Below are 19,178 nucleotides of genomic sequence, written 5' to 3'. Positions count from 1 at the left end.
CCCTATCACACTCCCTCACACAATCCTACAGGCAGCCCCTCTATACCGCCTCTTAGGACGTCTCATCAGCGGGGTTTTCTGGCCAATGATGTTTAGGATACCGCCCACGCATATCCCGCCGCATATCCAACCAACCCGCCTTCCAAAACTGCGCTAAATCCGCTGTAACAGCCTGCGGACGCCCTGCCGGGGAGAGCAAAGTCGCTTGTAAGGGCACCTTACCGCCTGCCAATTTTGGCAGCGACATTATCCCGTAAAAATCCTGCGCACGCGCTGCAAGAGAGGGAATGACCGTTGTATAATCAATCCGCCTACGTCCCCCCTTTAATGCCACATGAGTAGGAAGCTGGCGCGCAAGCTCTTGTTGGTCCTCATAAGATAATAAGCTCGTCAGAATAGCCGTCATATCCAACTCTTTAAGCTGAGCGAGGCGATCCATCCCCGCAAGCCACGGCTCTAGCCATTCCATAGACTGCACTAACGCATCATCGCTTATATCCGGTAAATGAGGCGCGTAATGTCTCCGCGCAAGGGCGACGCGCGCTTGCATCTGCCGCGCTGTATCGGACCATTCCACATAACGAGGAAGGTCTGCCTGCACTTTGGCAAGCAAGGCCGTGGTAATATCCTCTGGCAATGGGGGTACATTTTTATCCCTTAGGATAAGAGCCCCCAACCGTACTCTCTGACGTACAATTACCTTGCCCGAAGTACCATCAAGAGCAGGCTTCCGCTGCTCCTGCATACAGGCTTTAACGGAATCAGGCAGCTCATCCATTGTCACGGGGGCAGCAAGGGTCATGCTCGTACCCTTACCACTATGAAAGGCCGCCCCCGCTAAAAGCTCCTCCTTCACTAAAGGGTCCGCCGCATTGAGCCGCGCACTCCCACCCCCTGCAAGGCGATAACGTCCTTCCGCATGGGTCCGCTGTGCGAGACGATCAGGGAAACCCGCCGCGATCAAACGCCCCACGCCATAGCCCTGCATACCTGCCGTCACATATTCTGCTAATTGGCGACGGCCGCCCTTTTGCCCACCACGCTGCCAAAAACGCTCCGCCGCTTGTTGGAGCCTACGCATTACAGGGCGCGGCACACGCCCATCATCATGGGTAAAGAGCCTCAAACGCAGCCGAATATCTGCCGAGAGGGCCCCCCCCATACCCTCGCGCCCTCTCAAGGGGTCACGTTCCTCCAACAAAGCAGCTAAACACGCTGCTACTGCTTGCTCCTCCACCGTACGCGCAGCGCACAGCAAGGCAGCTAAACGAGGATGCGTGCCAAAATTAATCATCCTCTGCCCAAGAGGGGTTAACACTCCCTCTTTATCCAACGCCCCTAACTCATGTAGCAATGCTTGTGCCGCTGCAAGGCCACCAGCAGGGGCAGGATCGAGCAACGGTAGAGCCTTTGGCTCTGTCCCCATCGCTTGCTGCCATGCCGCTGTCAGGAGAGCAAAATCACATAAATCAGCCTCTAAAATGGCGGGGATGTCCTGCACAATCAAACTGCGCTGTGTCATCTCCGACCATAAACGAATAGCCACACCGGGGGCTTGCCGCCCTGCGCGCCCTGCCCGTTGCTCCGCCGTAGCGCGGGAGATGCGGCGTGTGTGCAACCGCGGTAAGCCCGTACTGGCATCACGCTGTGGCAAACGCCGCCACCCACCATCTACCACCACACGCACCCCCGGTACGGTAACGGAGGTTTCTGCAATGGAAGTTGCCAATACAATCCGCCGTCCTGAGGTGGGGTCTAACGCACGGGCTTGGTCCTCAACCGATTGTTCCCCATAAAGAGGATAAAGTGGAGCTTGCTCGCCCAAAAGACGCTGCAAAAAAGCCTCTGTGCGGCGTATCTCCCCGATACCGGGTAAGAAAGCTAGAATAGAGCCCTCTTCCTCCTGCCATGCTTGCGCCACGGCGTGCGCGCATGCCTCTGGTAAATCCCGCAGATGGCCTATATCCCACCTATGGCGAATTTCTACAGGGTAGTGCCGCCCATCACTCTCAAGCAATGGAGCCTGCAAAGCGGTTGTAAAAAGGCTAGCCTCTAAGGTGGCAGACATCGCTATGAGGCGTAAATCCGGCCGAAAGTTCTGCTGCACATCGCGGCAGAACCCTAAAGCCGTATCTCCATCGAGGGAACGCTCATGCACCTCATCGAAAATAACAGCAGCCACGCCTTCTAAAAGTGGGTCTGCCACAAGGCGGCGGACCAATAGCCCTTCTGTTACAACCTCAATACGCGTTTGGGTAGAAACCGCACTCTCCAGCCGGGTACGATACCCAATCACCCCACCGGGGGCTTCCCCTCGCAAAGCGGCCATACGCTGCGCCGCAGCCCGCACCGCTACACGCCGTGGCTCGACCAACAAAATACGCCCCGCCCCCAACCATGCAGGGGCACGCTCTAACAAAAAGGGAGGGACGGTTGTCGTCTTACCCGCACCCGGTGGAGCTACGAGAACGAGATTCGGCCCCGCGAGCAAGGCCTCATGCAGCGCGGGCAAAATCTCTGTTACCGGTAAAGGCTCTGACATCACACCACGCTGCATACGGGAGATAACGCTTAATCCTCGTAAGTCAGCAGGGACGTCACCGGCACGTCAATCTTCTTACGCCCCCCAAGAGCTAGAAGCTCTATCATGACTGATGCCCCCACAACCTCCGCCCCGGCCTTGCGTAAAAGGTCGATCGAGGCAGCAAGTGTTCCACCTGTTGCAAGGAGGTCATCTAACACGACAACACGTTGACCGGGTGTGACCGCATCGGCCTGAATATGCAGCTCATCCTCGCCATATTCGAGGCTATATTTATGAGAGATTGTCTTACCCGGTAGCTTGCCCGGCTTGCGCAACATCGTAAAGCCACATCCAAGCCGCGTTGCGAGCGGGGCGGCGGTAAGGAAGCCGCGGCTCTCAATCCCTGCCAAAAGGTCGGGCTGAAAGCGAGAGACAGCCTGCGCTAGCCGCCCTGTCGCCACCTGCCATGCTTCTGGATTCCGAATCAAGGTCGAAATATCGTAGAAAAGAATCCCCGGCTTAGGGAAATCTGGAACCTCGCGGATATAGCGTTTCAGCTCCAATGGGGCGGGGTCTTTAAAGGACATGAGCGCACTTCCCTCATAAATAGGGTCAGAATAAACAAAGGCCCCTTATAGGCCCTTCTCTTAGCGAGGGGGAAGGGGCATATGCCGCCCCATCCCATTAAGGAGCAAAACGAGCTGATAACAGCATGAAGATATAAGCCACAAACAGCATAATCCCCATGGGAATAGCCGTACCTACAGGCAACCAAGAGACCATCACACTCGCTGCAATCCCAAAGAGATATTGCCCTGTCCCAGCCAAAGCTGTGGCAACACCCGCATTACGGCCCTGCGTCAATAAAGCCCCGGCCATAGCATTCGGCCCGATGCAACCGCCGGAGCCTAAAGCACACACCATCGCCCCAAATAATGGCCATAAATAAAGATGTTTAAGATGCCCCGCTGCGTCCACATCTATCGCAGACCACACAGCAATCGCTAACAAAATCACCGACCCTATCATGCTGATGGTCAAGCCAGCTTTTAACAGGGTCCGGCTATGATAATAATTCAACAACCACGCATTAATCTGCGATGAGGCAATCATACATAATGCCATCACCCCAAAAAGCATCCCATATTGGAAGGGCGTGAAGGCATACACGCTCTCAAATAAGAAAGGGGCGGCAGTAAGATACGTGAAGATAACAAAGCCCTGTATCATCCAAATCAGAGCATTGAAGCGATAATTCCTATCCTGCAAGGTTTGCCCGTAGCGAACAATAACAGGCCATAACCTGATAGGGTGACGGTCCTCCCCGGCCAAAGTTTCTGGCAGAAAGAGAAAAACAATCACTAACCCCACAACCCCATATAATGATGTCGCCCAGAAAATATCGCGCCAGCTAATAAATTGTAGCGCAAAGCCACCAAGAGCGGGGGCCAAAATCGGCACCACACCTTGGATGAGAATCAACCGAGACATCAACTTCGCCGTGGCATCACCAATGGTCAGGTCGCGCACGCAGGCATTGGGTACCACGAGGCTTGCCGCCCCCATCAAGGCCGCAAAAGCACGAAAGAAGCACAACATCGGCATAGAGGTTGCAAGTGCGCAACCCGCAGCGGCTATGGCATAAAATAACGTCCCCACTAAAAGCGGACGACGCCGGCCAAAACGGTCTGTTATCGGCCCTACGAGAATCTGCCCAATCGCTAAGCCCGCCACCCAGGCAGCCATGGTCAAGCTCCCCGTCCCAGCAGCAGAGCCTAACTGACGCTCCATCTCTGGCAAAGCGGGCAAATAAATATCAGTCGAGACAGGGCCTACAGCGGTGAGTGTCCCTAATATTAAAGGCACCCACATGGGCAAATGCCCACCTCTTACCAAGGGCTTTGTAAGCACGGCTTGCTTAAAAACACTGCGTTGTGACATCGCCATAATGCGTTATTCTGCCTTCTGTCTATCCTGATGGAAGCCGCGTAACACCCAGCCTGCTAATCCAGCAGAGGATAGTGCCAAGATTATCGCCATAATCAAGGCCCCCCCGTGTCCTATTTCTACACCATGCCCAGCGAGGAGAAAAACAAGATTTTGTGGCACCCCACCGAGCATTGTCGCTAGCACAAACCGCCCGACAGCAAGCCTCATCATCCCTGATGAGACCGAGACCAGCAAAGCCGACCCTACTGGCAATAAACGTGCGCATAATACCGCACGAAAAGGAGCTGCCACCCCCGCTTTAATAAACCACGGCATAGCGACTTTGTTTACAGGGTGCCATCGTTGCCAAAGCCAGCCCCCGCTATAGCCCAAAAACGCCCCGCCCCCATAAGCGAGGCTCGCCTCTACCAAGCCGAGCTTAACGCCAAGACTCGCCCCAAGAACAAAACAAAGCACCTGACGGGGGAAACCCAACGCACAATACGCTATTGTCGCCGGTAAAAGCCACGCTACCGCATAGGGCCGCTCCGCCCAACTCTGCAAGACGCACACACCTCGTTGAATGAAAGGCACATGCCATAACAGCAGTGGCCCAACTAATAAAAAGAGGGCAAAACCCATCACCGACATGAGAGACCTTCTACGGGAAGGACGCTGCCCCTCATGCTCCTGCGGTATATAGCGTTGGCCTATCAGATTAAGCCTCGTGCGCGAATTTGTGCAAAAGCTGCTAAGGTAACCATACACGTAATCTCGCCCTCAACAATCATACGCTCAAACTCCGCAAAGCTTACATCACGTACGACCATATCAGCCTCGCTTGCTTCCCGCTCTGCCGCGCCACGAATGAGATTACGCGCTAAGAAAACATGCCCCTCTTGCGTAGAATAACCCGCCCCTTGATAGAGCGTGCCAGCATGAATCAACTCCCCCGCACGCAGGCCCGTCTCCTCCCGCAATTCCCCTAAAGCGAGGGCCTCTGCCTCCGCATCGGGCCGTGTCTCCCACATCCCCATCGGAAACTCCCAAAGCCGCTTGCCCACGGGATAACGGAATTGCTGTACAAGAGTAACCCGCCCATCCGCATGCACAGGCATAATCACCGCAAAAGGCCCACGCTCTACAATACCGTAAAGACCTTCTTTCCCACCGGGATGGATGATTTTATCCTCCCGCACAGCCGTCCACGGATTTTTATAAACAAGCTCTGAGGAAAGAATACGGTATCCCGCCTCCTCACGAGCTTTCCTGATGGCATCATCAGTCATCATCAACACTCCTTCCTGTAGATGGCAGAGCCATAACCCAAAGAATCCTCACACAAAACAACCCACCTACTTGCTGCATGGCTGCCATTCATAACTATATCAGCAAAGCAAACTTTGCCCCGTGACGGAAAGGGTTTTCTCACCTATGGTCAAGACCTAAGCAAAGTTATGCCTATATTAGCTATCGGTGGGCATGGCTGCAAAAACTGCAAAGGGGACGTTCATGTCTGACGAAGACGCAACCTATACGTGCTCACCGACTATGCGTGTGATGCCCGTTGTTTTCTTTAACCTCCTTGTATATTTCGTCATCGGGCTGCCCAACGCTATTATTGGTGCTCAGTTCGTACATAATACGCTCGGTTTTAGTACGGCTATTGCAGCCAGTACCATCTCCCTACAATATATCGGCACAGCCATGGGCCGTATGATTGTTGGTCGCCGCATCGACATCTTCGGCCCTAAAGCCGTCCTAAGATGGGGTCTGATTCTCTGCACCATCTCCGGCTTATTGATGTGCCTTGCCGCGCTCATTCCTACATCCCATCTGATGGGTATGAATGACACATCTCGTTATGTGGCGTTGGCTGTTGCTCTTATCAGCCGTCTCTTCATCGGTTGGTCAGAGAGCTGCACGTCTACCTCTGTAACGACATGGAACCTCCGCCGCGTTGGGCCAGCTCACTCCTCCGTTGCTATTTCTTGGAACGGCGTGACCTCCTACGGTGGTATCGCTGTTGGTGTGACAGTTGGGCAATGGCTCAGCGGCTTGCTGCCGACCATCAAGCTTCTGCCTGTTGGTATCTTTGCCGCAACATTGGGCATTTGCGGGTTCATCATCTTGACCTTCTATAAGGCCATTAAGCCCCTGCCGAGCAAGGGTAAGCCTATGTCCTTCGGTCTCGCAGTGAAGAAGGTGCTGCCTTATGGTGCCGCTCTGGCTGCTGGCTCTGTCGGCTTCGGGACGGTGAACAGCTTCCTCGCCCTGTATTATACCGAGAATCACTGGACAGGCCTTGGCATTGCCTTTGGCGTTTTCGCAGCATGCTTTATCTTCATGCGGATTTTCGTCTCTGGCCAAATCGACAAACATGGCGGTGTGCCGATTGCCTACATGTCCCTCGTGACAGAAGCTATCGCTATGGCCGTGTTCTGCTTAGTCCATAACAATACAGGCGGGTTAATCGGTGCTGCCCTAACCGGTGCAGGCTTCTCCCTCCTCTTCCCTGCTATGGGTACAATGGCCGTCAAGACCGATGGGCCAGAGTTCCATGGGATTCTCATCGCCGCTTACTCCATCTTCACGGATGTCACCATTGTGATTTCCAGCTGGTTCATGGGTGGTTTGCGCGACCATATGGGCTGGGGCGTTATGTTCGCCGTAGCTGGTGTACTCTGCGTTAGCGGTATCGCCTTTAGTGCTGCTTTCTCCCGTATCCCCGGGTGTGGTATTCCTAAAAATACCCAATAAGGCAGGGCCTTACAGCAAAGGCGTAGTCTCACCGCTACGCCTTTATGGGATTTATCCCATGCTAAATGCCGGGTTCTTGCACCCGGCATTTTTTATGCGAAGGAGACACATCTTTTATGGCCATTCAATTCTGCTCTGTCTTTTGTGGCTCTCGCCTTGGTCATGACCCCGCCTATATGCACACAGCCCGCGCCCTTGGCACGGCCCTAGCCCAAGCAGGCATCACCCTTGTTTATGGGGGCGGCAAAGCTGGATTAATGGGGGCCGTTGCTGATGCAACATTACAAGCAGGCGGGCGCGTTAAAGGGATTATCCCCCGCTTTTTAGAAGCACGAGAAATCCTCCACGAAGGCGTAACGGACCTCGACGTGACAGAGGACATGCCTACACGCAAAGCCAAGCTCTTTGAAATTGCTGATGCTTATATCGTCCTGCCCGGCGGCTTTGGTACGTTTGATGAGTTTTCCGAAGTCCTCGTCAATCGCCAGCTTGGACTAAGCCAGCGACCCATCATCATCCTCAACGCTCATGGCTGGGCAGATGCGCTCATCGCTATGCTTCGTACAACCTTGGAGCAAGGATTCGCCGATGCTACTGCCTCAAGCCTCTATGAGGTTGTGGAGGATGTACCAAGCGTCATCCAGCTTTTGCAGGAGCCTTCACGCGCTTAATTTTTGCCCCACAGGCAGAAAGCTTTTTCTCCACATGCTCATAACCGCGATCAAGATGATAAACGCGGCTAAGCTCCGTTTCGCCCTCTGCCACCAACCCTGCCAGAATGAGGGAGAAAGAGGCCCGCAAATCAGTCGCCATCACCCGTGCGCCAGAAAGATGCTCCACCCCACGAATCACCGCAGCACGCCCTTGGATCGTAATATTCGCCCCCATACGATTCAGCTCTGGCACATGCATGAAGCGATTCTCAAAAATCGTCTCAGTGATCATAGAGGCCCCCTCCGCTACAGAGAGCATCGCCATGAACTGCGCCTGCATATCTGTCGGGAAGCCGGGATAAGGCTCGGTCGTTAAATCTAACCCGCGCAAACGGCCTTGGCTGCGCACCCTCAGCCCCTCAGCCTCCTGCGTAACCTCAACACCAGCCTGCTGTAGCGCATGGACTACCGCCTCTTGGTCGGCCATACGACCACCCTCTAGCAGGACATCCCCCCCAGTCATCCCGACCGCACAAGCATATGTCCCACATTCAATCCGGTCTGGCATCACCGCATAATGCGCGCCATGCAGCCGCTCCACCCCTTCTATCGTGATGGTGCCAGAATGTGCCCCGGTAATGCGGGCCCCCATGGCGTTCAAACACTTAGCGAGGTCTAAAATCTCCGGCTCCCGCGCGGCATTAACAAGCTCTGTCGTCCCACGCGCTAGGGTAGCGGCCATCATGATATTCTCGGTCGCCCCCACACTGGGGAACGGTAATACCACACGTCCCCCCTGCAAACCCTGCGGGGCACGCGCATGGATATAGCCTGCCTCTAACTGAATCTCCGCCCCTAAAGCCTCTAGCCCTTTGAGGTGCAAATCCACCGGGCGCGTACCAATGGCACAACCACCGGGCAAAGAGACACGCGCCTCGCCCATACGGGCCAAAAGAGGCCCCAACACCAAGATAGAGGCCCGCATACGAGAGACAATATCATAAGGGGCTTCTACAGAATGAATGCCCCCCCCAAGGCTCAGCGTGCCGGGGCCATCAACCTCCGCCACCTCATAACCAAGCTGGCCCAATAATGTCCGCATCGTGCGGATATCGGCAATATCAGGCACGTTAGAGAGAATCAAAGGCCCTTCAGAGAGGAGGGACGCTACCATCAGCTTCAAGCCGGAGTTCTTTGCACCACCAACAGGGATGCGCCCTTCCAAACGCCGCCCCCCCTCTATGAGGAAATAATCCATCAGCCTTGTTCCCCTCGCCTCTTAACCTAAAATATGCCGCTTATAAGCGCGGTGGTGTTACACCAGACTGCCGCATATATTTCCCTGCCCTATCAGCATAGCTCACCTCACAAGGGCTATCACCTTTAAAGAACAAGAACTGGCAAATACCCTCATTAGCGTAAATACGAGCTGGCAGAGGGGTTGTATTGCTTATCTCAATGGTCACTTGCCCTTCCCATTCAGGCTCTAAAGGGGTGACATTGACGATAATCCCACAACGCGCATAGGTCGATTTACCAAGGCAAACAACCAACGTATCCCGCGGGATGCGGAAATATTCCACCGTATGCGCTAGGGCAAAACTATTAGGCGGGATTGTAATATCCCCCCGGCGCGTGACAAAACTATCCGGGCTGAAGTTCTTTGGGTCCACAATGGCATTATCCACATCTGTAAAGATATGGAACTCATCCGCCACGCGGGCATCATAGCCATAAGAGGACAGGCCGTAGGAGATGACCTTCTCACGTTTTTGCGCCTCAACAAAAGGCTCTATCATGCCATGGTCCTGCGCCATACGGCGAATCCAGTGGTCGGGCATAATTGACATAGCCGCTCTCCCTTATGATTAATAACCTCTACGGTCACTCAAATCGTGCTTAAATCCCAGCCCGACCTCTTTTACCATATCATCTGCCCGCGCTAGGACAAAATTATCCCCTATCGCGGGTCAGATCCATTACGAATCGTCAAATCCGACATGCTCGGCCGATAACGCTTTTTCTGCACAATCGCGGTATCGCGCACCGCACCACCACGCAATGTGCGGCGGAAACGCGGCCAACGCGGCTTAACCTCACTGGCTAAAACCCCCGCCACAATAAAGCCTGCCCCAACAAGGGTCGTTATCGTTAAAACATCCCCTGTAAAGAACCCTACAAGGCCACCCCATATTGGCTCACTCGCATAAATAATCGTTGCTTTTGTGGGAGAGACTGTCTTTTGCGCCCAGTTAAGCACAAGTTGTGTGGCCGCACTCACCACACCCATTACGAGTGCACAGCTCATCCAGCCCCAACTGAAGGCTGGAATATGCTCCCCAACTACCGGCATCAGCACAAAAGAAAGTAATGCCCCAGCAACCAGCTGCACAAAGGCCATACGGCGGCTATCAGTCTCTAAAGCGAAAAGACCAACGCAGATAATCTCAAAAGCGTAAGAGAACGTCCCCAATAAGGTCAAACCGTCACCGGAGCTCATCGTTAAGCCCGTCTTCCACGGTTCAGCGAGAAGAACTAACCCAACAAAGGCGAGGAAAATACCAATGATTCCGCTCGTATTAGGAGCCTTACGCAAGATGATCCATTGCAGAAGGGGAACAAGGGGAACGTAAAGAGCCGTCAAAAACGCAGAGCGACTACTGGTAATTGTCAACAAACCTTCTGTTTGACAAATATACCCAAAGGCCAGCACAAGGCCGATCATCCCACCACGCCAAATCTCCGAGCGTGGAATCCCCTGCAAGACGCGCTTACGCCCTACAAAACAGACCACAAACAATGCGGCAATGAGAAAGCGCACCCCAATAAAGAACATCGGCCCACTGGTCTTTAAAGCCAGCTGGATGATGTAATAGGTCCCCCCCCATAATATAGTGATAATCCCCAATGCAATTTCTTGCCGGGATGGGAGCGGTAAGGAGAGCTTATTCATTAGGCTTTCTCTCGGCTAGAGGCACTCGTAGGGCGGGCACGTTGCTGCTGCTTGCGGCGCATCAAATTGGCACGCAAAGCCTCTGCCTCGCGTAATTGACGCTCCTGCCGCGCTGTCATAGGGGCAGGCTCCATCTTTTTCGCCCTATCAGGCTTCATGCTCTACATCCCTCTCCTGATGGAAGCGTATAAAAGCCTCCTGCAAATGGCTGGATAGAAGCTCATCATACACACCCAACGTGGCTTGCTGCATATGTTGTTTTGTATAGCGCGCTAACGCATGGGCGCGTATTTCATCCTGCCGCTCTGCCATAAGTTCTGGGGGCACGTCCAGCACTTCCCGCAGGGCCATAGCAAGCGCGCGCGAATCCCCAGCAGGGACAAGCGTTCCCGTCTCACCATGATGGATAGTCTCTTTCAACCCCCCACGGGCAGAGCCTATAACCCAGCGTCCCATCATTTGCGCTTCTACCGGCACACGCCCAAACGGCTCTGGCCTTAAAGAGGGCACCACGACAATATGCGCTAATTTATACGCTGCTGCCATATCGTGACACACACCCGCAAAACGCAAACGGCTGGCTATACCGCGTTCTTCAGCCAATTTCTGCAACATCTGCGCATAGGGTCTTTCTTCTCCCGGCCCAACCATAACACATATCCATTCTTGCTCTGGATGATGGGCTGCTAGATACCCCAATGCCTCGATAAGACATTCCTGCCCTTTCCAACGCGTGAGCCGCCCCGGCATCAAAACAATGCGGCTCTCATCCCCTACGCGCCAACGCTCCAACAAAGTATGCATCTGGGAGCCATGGACGGCTTCCAACGCAAAAACAGCCGGGTCACTCCCACGCGGAATAACCCGCAACCGGTCCTCCCCCACGCGATATTCTTTGCGCAAACGCTCCCCAATATGCTCCGACACCGCAATCACACGCTGCCCACGCACTAGGCCAGAATTATACCATTTCTTCAGCCAAAAACGCGCTTGATGGTCCCCATGCCATGTCGTCACAAGCGGGATATTCTCCTTCCGACAAGCCACCGCTGCGACAAGAGCCGGGTAACGAGAGCGCGCATGAACCAAACTTACCCCCTCTTGACGGATAAGCCTGCGCAACATCGCCACACGACTAAAAAAATACCGCAACGAGACCCGCTTATGAAAAGCCATCTCCACATGCTCACCGCCCACATAACGCAAGCGCGAAACCAACGCTCCACGCTCGGCAGCAACAAGGGCACGCCCCCCCGCTTGGTTAATGGCCTCGGCCATATCGACCGCCCCACGCTCTAACCCTCCAATCCCAAGAGCAGGTAGAAGCTGAAGAATCACTGGTTTTTGAGCCATCATCACGCCTCGTTCTGTCATCCTGCTGGGATTGTCACCACAGCACCACCACTATGGCTAGTTGCTGCAAGTGTGCTGAGGACTTGGACCATCGTAAAAGCTTCCTTACTCCGGAAGTCCGTGTCGGAAATCCAATACCAGCATTTTTTATAAAAAACAGCAGCATACGCGCCTTCTGGAGCTTCTTTACCAGAATGGATCACCACCTCCGGGCGGCTCTCAATCCCAACTTGGCCAATCGTTGGCAATGTTCGGCCAGAATGGACATCCTTCTCTGGCACTTCCATTTCGTAAGAGAGCTGCGTCAACATAGCGAGCATTGAGCGCGTAAGAATGGCGATTTGCCCTTCCTTCTTCGGGTAGGGACCATACACAATCTCTGCTTCATTTATCTCGGCATTAAGGTGCAATAACCGCCGCACCTCACCTTGAATCGCCTGTAAGTTACTGTCGGCCGTACTGGTGAGGACAAGATATATATGCTCGTTCGGCTGGCCATTGCCCGCCTTGCTTCCATTACTATCCGTCCCTGAAGAAGGGCCTGCTTGTTTACCCCCCTTTGATGAAGACGGATCATCTGTCGCAATACGCACCGTCATAGCCCCAGCTAATTGAAGCTGACGTAAATCATGCAATAAAAGATAAAAGCGGACCGACCCTCCCCCAAAAGGCCCCACCCCCCGCACATTCGAGAGGCCATCAATAGATTGTGCTGTCAGCCGCAAGAGCGTATCAATCGCCATTCCCCCAAGGCTAAGCGGCATAATCGCTACAGGAGAAATAGGGCGAACAATATTTTCCGCATATTGCTCCCCTGTTAAAGGCTGGTAAGTGATAGTTGGGTTCTCCGCTTGGGACATAGTGCCTGTCCCAAAGAGGTAATTACTTACCGCAGATGCCGGATAACCATAATACCCGCCTGAAAAACTACGCGAGAAGTTATAGCCAGCAATCACCTGCGTTGTATCCAAAAAGGCCGGTGGCTCCCCATAACGCAACCGCACGATATTAAGCAGCATTTCCCGCTTTTGCACCTCACCAAGGGCGCGGGAATAAGCAAGTTGGTCATGCCGCATACGCTCTGGGCCAAGCGTCAAACACCCCCCAAGTGCGAGAGGCAATACACATGCCCACAACGATAATGCGACACGCCCCTGCCACCTGCTACGGTCATTTTTCCACCAGCATATGGAATAAAGCCGCGCCACAAAACCCAGCTTACAAGATAAAGATTTCAGGCCAGACAGGGGAGAACTCCTAATAAAGACAGCATGTTATAGTCACACTACCTCAGCTTAACGCAGATGCTACGCTTCTCCAACGAGAAAACATGCCCGTCCCTTATAGGAAAATCAGCTATCTTTTCCAGCTTTTCCCTCTTGAAAGAGCAATATAGACTTACCAAATCGGTCCTACGGGCCTGTAGGCTTGCCTACCAGCCCGACCTGATAACGTCACAATAGGGTTTCCACCCGATGCCTTGAGGGGGTTGGGGGACGCCGCTGAAAAGGGACAAATCGTCATGGGTAAAATTATTGGTATTGACCTTGGGACAACCAACTCCTGCGTTGCTGTGCGCGAGGGGAATGAGAACAAGGTTATCGAAAACAGCGAGGGTGCCCGCACCACCCCATCCGTCGTTGCCTTCACTGATAGTGGGGAGCGTTTGGTTGGTCAGGCCGCAAAACGTCAGGCTGTCACAAACCCTGCCAACACGCTTTATGCTGTAAAACGTCTGATTGGCCGTCGTTTTGACGACCCCACCGTTGCTAAGGACCAAAAGACCGTTCCTTACGAGATCGTCAAAGGCGATAATGGCGATGCGTGGGTGCGTGCCCGTGACGAGAACTACGCCCCCTCCCAGATTTCCGCCTTCGTGCTCGGCAAGATGAAGGAAACCGCTGAGGCTTATCTCGGTGAGAAGGTGACAGAAGCCGTCATCACCGTTCCGGCTTACTTTAACGATGCTCAACGCCAAGCCACGCGCGATGCTGGTCGTATCGCTGGGCTAGATGTTAAGCGCATCATTAACGAGCCAACCGCCGCTGCCCTCGCTTATGGGCTTGAGAAAGGCGATTCTGGCAATGTGGCTGTGTATGACCTCGGCGGTGGTACATTCGATATTTCCATTCTGGAAATCTCCGATGGTGTGATCGAAGTGAAATCCACCAACGGTGATACCTTCCTCGGTGGTGAAGACTTCGATAATAAGCTGATCGATTATCTGGCTGATGAGTTTAAACGGGAGCAGGGGTTAGACCTCCGCACTGATAAAATGGCTCTCCAACGCCTGAAGGAAGCTGCCGAGAAGGCTAAGATTGAGCTTTCCTCCGCGAAGGAGACAGAGGTCAACCTGCCCTTCATCACCGCTGACGCTTCTGGGCCGAAACATCTTGTCGTCAAGGTGACCCGTGCAAAGCTTGAGAGCCTCGTTGACGACCTTATTAAGCGGTCTCTGGAGCCTTGCCGCAAGGCCCTCAAGGATGCAGAGCTGACACCGGCCGACATTAAAGAGGTTATCCTCGTTGGTGGGCAGACCCGTATGCCCAAAGTTGTGGAGAGCGTTAAAGAGTTCTTCGGCAAAGAGCCTGCCCGCAATGTGAACCCTGATGAAGTGGTTGCCATCGGTGCGGCTGTGCAGGGTGGTGTTCTCCAAGGTGACGTCAAAGACGTGCTGCTGCTGGATGTGACCCCACTCTCCCTCGGTATTGAGACGCTGGGCGGTGTCTTTACACGTCTGATCGACCGTAACACGACGATCCCGACTAAAAAGAGCCAGACCTTCTCCACCGCTGAGGATAATCAGCCAGCTGTAACCATTAAGGTCTTCCAAGGTGAGCGCGAAATGGCCGCAGATAACAAGCTGCTCGGCAATTTTGACCTCACAGGCATTGCCCCGGCCCCGCGTGGTCAGCCGCAAATTGAGGTGACATTCGATATTGATGCTAACGGTATCGTCAATGTCTCCGCCAAGGATAAGGCAACTGGCAAGGAACAGAACATCTCCATTAAGGGCGATGGTGGTCTCTCTGAAGCCGATATTGATCGCATGGTCAAAGAAGCTGAGGAAAATGCCTCTGCCGATAAGGCCCGCCGTGAGCTTGTGGACCTCCGCAATAGCACCGAGGCCATGATCCATCAGACCGAGAAGACCCTCTCCGAGGCTGGTGATAAAGTCCCTGCTGCTGATAAGAGCGAGGCAGAAGACGCTATCAAAAAGGCTCGCGAAGCCCTTGGTGGTGAGGATGCTGAGGCCATTAAAAAGGCCAGTGAGCATCTTACTCAAGTCGCTATGAAGGTTGGGCAAGCGGCTCACCAAGCTGGGGCTGGTGAGGCAGAAGGTCAGCCTGCTGGCGGCAAGCCAGAGGAAGATATTGTCGATGCCGAGTTTGAGGACGTTGACGATAAAACAAAGAAATAATCGCTTATAATAAGGTGGAGCCCGGCCCTTTTTGCGGGGCTCCCCTTCCTGCGATTGGCGTCAATTCCCCCACTCACTGGGGGGTGACGCCTTTTTGCATAAGGGACAGACCATCATCACCCGGCCCGCCCTTATCCGGGTGTCCGCTCCCCTGCGTGACTGAGGACCATTATGGCTACACGAATGGATTATTACGAGACACTCAGTGTCTCCCGCACAGCAAGCGGTGCAGAGATTAAAAAAGCGTATCGTAAATTAGCAATGCGCTACCATCCCGACCGCAACCCCGATGATGAGGAAGCGGAAAGAAAGTTTAAGGAAGTCAACGCCGCTTATGAAGTCCTAAAGGACGAGCAAAAACGTGCTGCCTATGACCGTTACGGCCATGATGCTTTCGAAAACGGCATGGGCGGTGGAGCAGGTGGCTTTGGCGGTGGCTTCGGCGGGTTTGATGCTGGTGGCCTTGGCGATATTTTTGAGCAAATGTTCAATATGGGTGGCCGCCGCGCCCGCCAACAACGCCAAGCTGAGGACATACAAGTCCAGATCGACATCACCCTAACAGAGGCCTTCTCTGGCGTGCGGAAGGAAATTGAAGTCCCCACCCGCAAGGCCTGCTCCAGCTGCCAAGGCTCTGGCTCGGCAGACCCTAACGGCAGCAAACAAACCTGCCAAACGTGCCACGGGCAAGGGGCTGTGCGTGTGCAACGCGGCTTCTTTGTGGTGGAACAACCCTGCCCAACCTGTCACGGTGCAGGGCAAACGGTGAGCAATCCGTGCCGTAGCTGCCATGGCAGCGGGACCGAAGCCGCAAAAGAGACTGTCGCGGTTGATATCCCCGCCGGGATTGAAGATGGCACACGCATCCGCCTTGCTGGCAAAGGCGAAGCCGGGGGCGAGGGTGTCCAACCGGGGGATCTTTATGTCCTCGTCACAGTGGATAGCCATAATATCTTCGAGCGCGATGGGGCCACCATCCAATGCCGCGTCCCCTTACGAATGACCCAAGCCGCCTTGGGTGATGAGATTGAAGTCCCGCTCATTGATGGGGGACGAACAATGGTAAAAATCCCTGCCGGGACGCAAACAGGCGATAATTTCCGCCTACGCGGGAAGGGCTTCTCCGTCCTGCACTCCAAAGCGCGGGGGGATATGTATATCCGCATCACGGTAGAAACCCCAAGCCACCTCACCAAACGTCAACGCGAATTGCTTGAGGAGTTCGAGGCAGAGAGCAAAGACCATAGCAAGGGCAGCCCCGAGCATGATGGCTTCTTTGCCCGTGTTAAAAAGTTCTGGGAGCGATAAGGGCAGAGCATCATGAGCAACATTCTCTCTCCCCGCATCGGCATTGCGGGCATTACCGGGCGGCTAGGGCAGCTTTGTGCGGAGGAAGCAGGCCCGCATCTCGCAGGCGGGCTGTCCCGCACGGCTGACCCTGCGCGTCATATCACCAGCGAAGCCGATGCGCTTGGGCGTGAATGTGACGTGATTATTGATGTCAGCCATGCAAGCCTTGTCCCCACTCACGCCCGTGCCTTTACGCAAGCGGGGTGTGCGTGGGTCCTCGGCACAACGGGGTTAGATGCCGCAGCACAACACGCTGTAGAACAAGCAGCCGAGCATATCGCTGTCCTCCAAGCGGCGAATTTTTCTCCTGCGCTTACTATGTTGCTCTCCCTCGCACGCCAACTCGGCGCAGCCTTGCCAGATTATGATGCGGAAATTGTGGAGACACATCATCGCCAAAAGCTAGATGCCCCCTCCGGCACAGCTCTCGCCATTGGGCGGGCTGTTGCTGCAGGACGAGAGGCAGAGTTTGAGCAGGTTAAACGGTTAGACCAAAATGGTAAGCGGCCTGATGGGGCCATCGGTTTTGCCTCCCTCCGTGGGGGGCAAGTTATTGGCGAGCATGAGCTGCGCTTCCTCACCACCGATGAGGAAATTACCCTCTCCCACCGCGCATTAGACCGCCGCGTCTTCGCCCGTGGTGCGCTTAAAGCAGCCCTCTGGTTAGCACAGCCTCACCGCAAAGCAGGGCTATACAGCATGCAGGATGTGCTCAACACACCGTAATTGTTCCCCCTCATGGCCATGTTGCGCGTCTTTTTTCCTACCCTGCCAACATGGCCTAACAAGCGGAAAATACGCACTTTCTTTACAATCCAATCCCACGCGTTGAAATGTAAAGAACGCGCTAACCCTTGACCTCAGAGCGTTTTTCAGCCAAGCGATTAGGTTCTTCATGTCCTGTCGCTTGTGCCTTTCGGGGGGCAGGGGCAGCCTTTTTTTCACCACTCATTCCCTGCGAGGTCCCTGAGTGCGCAATCACGGCGATTTTCTTTTTACTTCTGAATCCGTTTCCGAAGGTCATCCCGATAAAGTAGCAGACCGTATCTCCGATACCGTCCTAGATGCTTACCTTGAGGCCGAGCCAGAAGCCCGCGTAGCTTGTGAGACACTGGTTACTACGAATCGTGTCATTCTTGCTGGCGAAGTTCGCGGCCCTAAAGCTGTCGAAGATACATTGATCGACCGCGCCCGCGAGGCCATCAAAGATATTGGTTATGACCAAGAGGGCTTCTCTTGGAAACATGCTGAAATCACCTCCCTCCTCCACGCACAATCTGCCGATATTGCTGTCGGTGTTGATAGTGCTGGCGATAAGGATGAAGGCGCAGGCGACCAAGGCATTATGTTCGGCTTTGCTACACGTGAAACAGCAGAGCTTATGCCTGCTCCGCTCTTTTACGCCCAAAGCATCCTAGAGCGCATCCGCGATTATCGTAAGCAAGGCGATGCACGCGGCGTGGGCCTACTACCTGATGCTAAAAGCCAAGTCACGCTGCGCTATGTGGATGGCAAACCTGTTGGGGCGACCTCTGTTGTGGTCTCCACCCAACATGCAGAAGGTATGCGCCAAAACACCATCCGCGAAATGGTGCGTGAGACTGTCCGGGAGGTCCTGCCCGAAGGGTGGATGTGCCCAGAGCATGAGTTCTACGTCAACCCGACAGGCAATTTCGTCATCGGGGGGCCAGATGGCGATGCCGGGCTAACAGGCCGCAAAATTATTGTGGATACTTACGGCGGGGCTGCCCCTCATGGCGGCGGAGCTTTCTCCGGGAAGGACCCGACCAAGGTGGACCGCTCTGCTGCTTATGCCGCACGCTATCTGGCTAAGAATGTCGTTGCAGCGGACCTCGCAGACCGTTGCACCATCCAGCTTAGCTACGCGATTGGCGTCTCCCGTCCGCTCTCTGTTTATGTGGACCTGGATGGTTCTGGCAAAGATGTGGATGAAGTTCGCCTCGGCGCGTTGCTCAATGAGATTGTGGATCTCTCCCCCCGTGGCATCCGCGAGCGTCTGCGTCTTAACCGGCCTATCTACAGCAAAACCGCCGCTTACGGGCATTTTGGCCGTATTCCTGACCCTGCGTTAGATAACTTCACATGGGAAAATACGGACCTTGCCGAGCAGCTTAAAAGCGCGCTCAATCGCTGAAGTCCTACAGGGAGGGGCATAAGCCCCTCCCCCACTGCCAGCCTCCGCTTCCTCTCCATGTTCAGCATGAAAAGGGAGTG

At 54.4% G+C, this 19,178-nt stretch carries 17 protein-coding genes; 6 read left to right on the top strand and 11 right to left on the bottom strand.

What is annotated here, in order from left to right:
* Window positions 1-52 precede the first annotated feature (52 nt).
* The 5 genes from hrpB to GM557_RS01535 form a co-directional block, all read right to left on the bottom strand.
* Window positions 53-2,542, bottom strand: a complete 2,490-nt coding sequence (hrpB, locus tag GM557_RS01555; RefSeq protein ID WP_155572675.1) for an ATP-dependent helicase HrpB — start codon at window positions 2,540-2,542, stop codon at window positions 53-55.
* Between the two features lie 29 nt (window positions 2,543-2,571).
* A complete protein-coding gene (locus GM557_RS01550; protein WP_099026425.1) occupies window positions 2,572-3,111 on the bottom strand; it encodes an adenine phosphoribosyltransferase in 540 nt (179 codons plus the stop codon).
* A 97-nt stretch (window positions 3,112-3,208) separates the two neighbouring features.
* Entirely contained in the window at window positions 3,209-4,471 is a 1,263-nt protein-coding gene (locus GM557_RS01545; RefSeq protein WP_155572674.1) for a multidrug effflux MFS transporter, read from the bottom strand.
* Window positions 4,472-4,477: 6 nt separating this feature from the next.
* Window positions 4,478-5,095 carry a VTT domain-containing protein gene (locus tag GM557_RS01540; RefSeq protein ID WP_370513442.1) on the bottom strand — a complete coding sequence of 206 codons (618 nt, stop codon included), beginning with the start codon at window positions 5,093-5,095 and terminating at the stop codon, window positions 4,478-4,480.
* Window positions 5,096-5,166: 71 nt separating this feature from the next.
* Window positions 5,167-5,742, bottom strand: a complete 576-nt coding sequence (locus GM557_RS01535) for an NUDIX hydrolase (RefSeq protein ID WP_155573440.1) — start codon at window positions 5,740-5,742, stop codon at window positions 5,167-5,169.
* Between the two features lie 223 nt (window positions 5,743-5,965).
* Here GM557_RS01535 and GM557_RS01530 point away from each other — a divergent pair, with 223 nt between their 5' ends.
* Complete coding sequence (locus GM557_RS01530) at window positions 5,966-7,213, top strand: MFS transporter (RefSeq protein WP_196424565.1); 1,248 nt, start codon at window positions 5,966-5,968, stop codon at window positions 7,211-7,213.
* A gap of 116 nt (window positions 7,214-7,329) precedes the next feature.
* Window positions 7,330-7,884 (top strand): TIGR00730 family Rossman fold protein, encoded by a 555-nt coding sequence (locus GM557_RS01525; protein ID WP_155572671.1) that lies wholly within the window; start codon window positions 7,330-7,332, stop codon window positions 7,882-7,884.
* Here the strand turns inward: GM557_RS01525 and murA are convergent.
* The 6 genes from murA to GM557_RS01500 form a co-directional block, all read right to left on the bottom strand.
* Window positions 7,850-9,124: a UDP-N-acetylglucosamine 1-carboxyvinyltransferase gene (gene murA, locus GM557_RS01520; protein ID WP_155572670.1), complete on the bottom strand. Its 1,275-nt coding sequence runs from the start codon at window positions 9,122-9,124 to the stop codon at window positions 7,850-7,852. The genes GM557_RS01525 and murA overlap by 35 nt on opposite strands.
* A gap of 40 nt (window positions 9,125-9,164) precedes the next feature.
* Window positions 9,165-9,716: a dCTP deaminase gene (dcd, locus tag GM557_RS01515; RefSeq protein ID WP_155572669.1), complete on the bottom strand. Its 552-nt coding sequence runs from the start codon at window positions 9,714-9,716 to the stop codon at window positions 9,165-9,167.
* 110 nt (window positions 9,717-9,826) lie between these two features.
* Window positions 9,827-10,819: a DMT family transporter gene (locus GM557_RS01510; RefSeq protein WP_155572668.1), complete on the bottom strand. Its 993-nt coding sequence runs from the start codon at window positions 10,817-10,819 to the stop codon at window positions 9,827-9,829.
* Entirely contained in the window at window positions 10,819-10,977 is a 159-nt protein-coding gene (locus GM557_RS08835) for a hypothetical protein (RefSeq protein ID WP_180794193.1), read from the bottom strand. Before GM557_RS08835 ends, GM557_RS01510 begins: the two co-directional genes overlap by 1 nt.
* Entirely contained in the window at window positions 10,967-12,193 is a 1,227-nt protein-coding gene (locus GM557_RS01505; protein ID WP_155572667.1) for a glycosyltransferase family 4 protein, read from the bottom strand. Before GM557_RS01505 ends, GM557_RS08835 begins: the two co-directional genes overlap by 11 nt.
* Window positions 12,190-13,248, bottom strand: a complete 1,059-nt coding sequence (locus GM557_RS01500; RefSeq protein WP_370513441.1) for a hypothetical protein — start codon at window positions 13,246-13,248, stop codon at window positions 12,190-12,192. Before GM557_RS01500 ends, GM557_RS01505 begins: the two co-directional genes overlap by 4 nt.
* A 446-nt stretch (window positions 13,249-13,694) precedes the next feature.
* Here GM557_RS01500 and dnaK point away from each other — a divergent pair, with 446 nt between their 5' ends.
* From dnaK to metK, 4 genes are all read left to right on the top strand, one after another.
* Complete coding sequence (gene dnaK, locus GM557_RS01495; RefSeq protein WP_155572666.1) at window positions 13,695-15,593, top strand: molecular chaperone DnaK; 1,899 nt, start codon at window positions 13,695-13,697, stop codon at window positions 15,591-15,593.
* A gap of 171 nt (window positions 15,594-15,764) precedes the next feature.
* Window positions 15,765-16,901, top strand: coding sequence for a molecular chaperone DnaJ (gene dnaJ / locus GM557_RS01490; RefSeq protein ID WP_155572665.1), 1,137 nt, complete (start codon window positions 15,765-15,767; stop codon window positions 16,899-16,901).
* Window positions 16,902-16,913: 12 nt separating this feature from the next.
* Window positions 16,914-17,669 carry a 4-hydroxy-tetrahydrodipicolinate reductase gene (gene dapB / locus GM557_RS01485; protein ID WP_099026435.1) on the top strand — a complete coding sequence of 252 codons (756 nt, stop codon included), beginning with the start codon at window positions 16,914-16,916 and terminating at the stop codon, window positions 17,667-17,669.
* A 244-nt stretch (window positions 17,670-17,913) separates the two neighbouring features.
* A complete protein-coding gene (gene metK / locus GM557_RS01480) occupies window positions 17,914-19,098 on the top strand; it encodes a methionine adenosyltransferase (RefSeq protein WP_266137254.1) in 1,185 nt (394 codons plus the stop codon).
* Window positions 19,099-19,178 lie beyond the last annotated feature (80 nt).

The sequence above is a fragment of the Bombella sp. ESL0385 genome (assembly GCF_009725755.1).
Classification (GTDB): Bacteria; Pseudomonadota; Alphaproteobacteria; order Acetobacterales; family Acetobacteraceae; genus Bombella; species Bombella pollinis.
Note: the sequence above shows the minus strand (reverse complement) of the source record. Positions and strands in the feature narration are given on the sequence as shown.

Excerpts from the sequence above, each read along its gene's own strand:
- dnaJ (WP_155572665.1), top strand. The coding sequence starts at position 15,765 with ATGGCTACACGAATGGATTATTACGAGACACTCAGTGTCTCCCGCACA.
- dapB (WP_099026435.1), top strand. The coding sequence starts at position 16,914 with ATGAGCAACATTCTCTCTCCCCGCATCGGCATTGCGGGCATTACCGGG.
- hrpB (WP_155572675.1), bottom strand. The coding sequence starts at position 2,542 with ATGTCAGAGCCTTTACCGGTAACAGAGATTTTGCCCGCGCTGCATGAG.
- GM557_RS01510 (WP_155572668.1), bottom strand. The coding sequence starts at position 10,819 with ATGAATAAGCTCTCCTTACCGCTCCCATCCCGGCAAGAAATTGCATTG.
- dcd (WP_155572669.1), bottom strand. The coding sequence starts at position 9,716 with ATGTCAATTATGCCCGACCACTGGATTCGCCGTATGGCGCAGGACCAT.
- GM557_RS01550 (WP_099026425.1), bottom strand. The coding sequence starts at position 3,111 with ATGTCCTTTAAAGACCCCGCCCCATTGGAGCTGAAACGCTATATCCGC.
- dnaK (WP_155572666.1), top strand. The coding sequence starts at position 13,695 with ATGGGTAAAATTATTGGTATTGACCTTGGGACAACCAACTCCTGCGTT.
- GM557_RS08835 (WP_180794193.1), bottom strand. The coding sequence starts at position 10,977 with ATGAAGCCTGATAGGGCGAAAAAGATGGAGCCTGCCCCTATGACAGCG.
- GM557_RS01505 (WP_155572667.1), bottom strand. The coding sequence starts at position 12,193 with ATGACAGAACGAGGCGTGATGATGGCTCAAAAACCAGTGATTCTTCAG.
- GM557_RS01525 (WP_155572671.1), top strand. The coding sequence starts at position 7,330 with ATGGCCATTCAATTCTGCTCTGTCTTTTGTGGCTCTCGCCTTGGTCAT.
- GM557_RS01530 (WP_196424565.1), top strand. The coding sequence starts at position 5,966 with ATGTCTGACGAAGACGCAACCTATACGTGCTCACCGACTATGCGTGTG.
- GM557_RS01540 (WP_370513442.1), bottom strand. The coding sequence starts at position 5,095 with ATGGGTTTTGCCCTCTTTTTATTAGTTGGGCCACTGCTGTTATGGCAT.
- murA (WP_155572670.1), bottom strand. The coding sequence starts at position 9,124 with ATGGATTATTTCCTCATAGAGGGGGGGCGGCGTTTGGAAGGGCGCATC.
- GM557_RS01545 (WP_155572674.1), bottom strand. The coding sequence starts at position 4,471 with ATGGCGATGTCACAACGCAGTGTTTTTAAGCAAGCCGTGCTTACAAAG.
- GM557_RS01535 (WP_155573440.1), bottom strand. The coding sequence starts at position 5,742 with ATGACTGATGATGCCATCAGGAAAGCTCGTGAGGAGGCGGGATACCGT.
- GM557_RS01500 (WP_370513441.1), bottom strand. The coding sequence starts at position 13,248 with ATGCGGCATGACCAACTTGCTTATTCCCGCGCCCTTGGTGAGGTGCAA.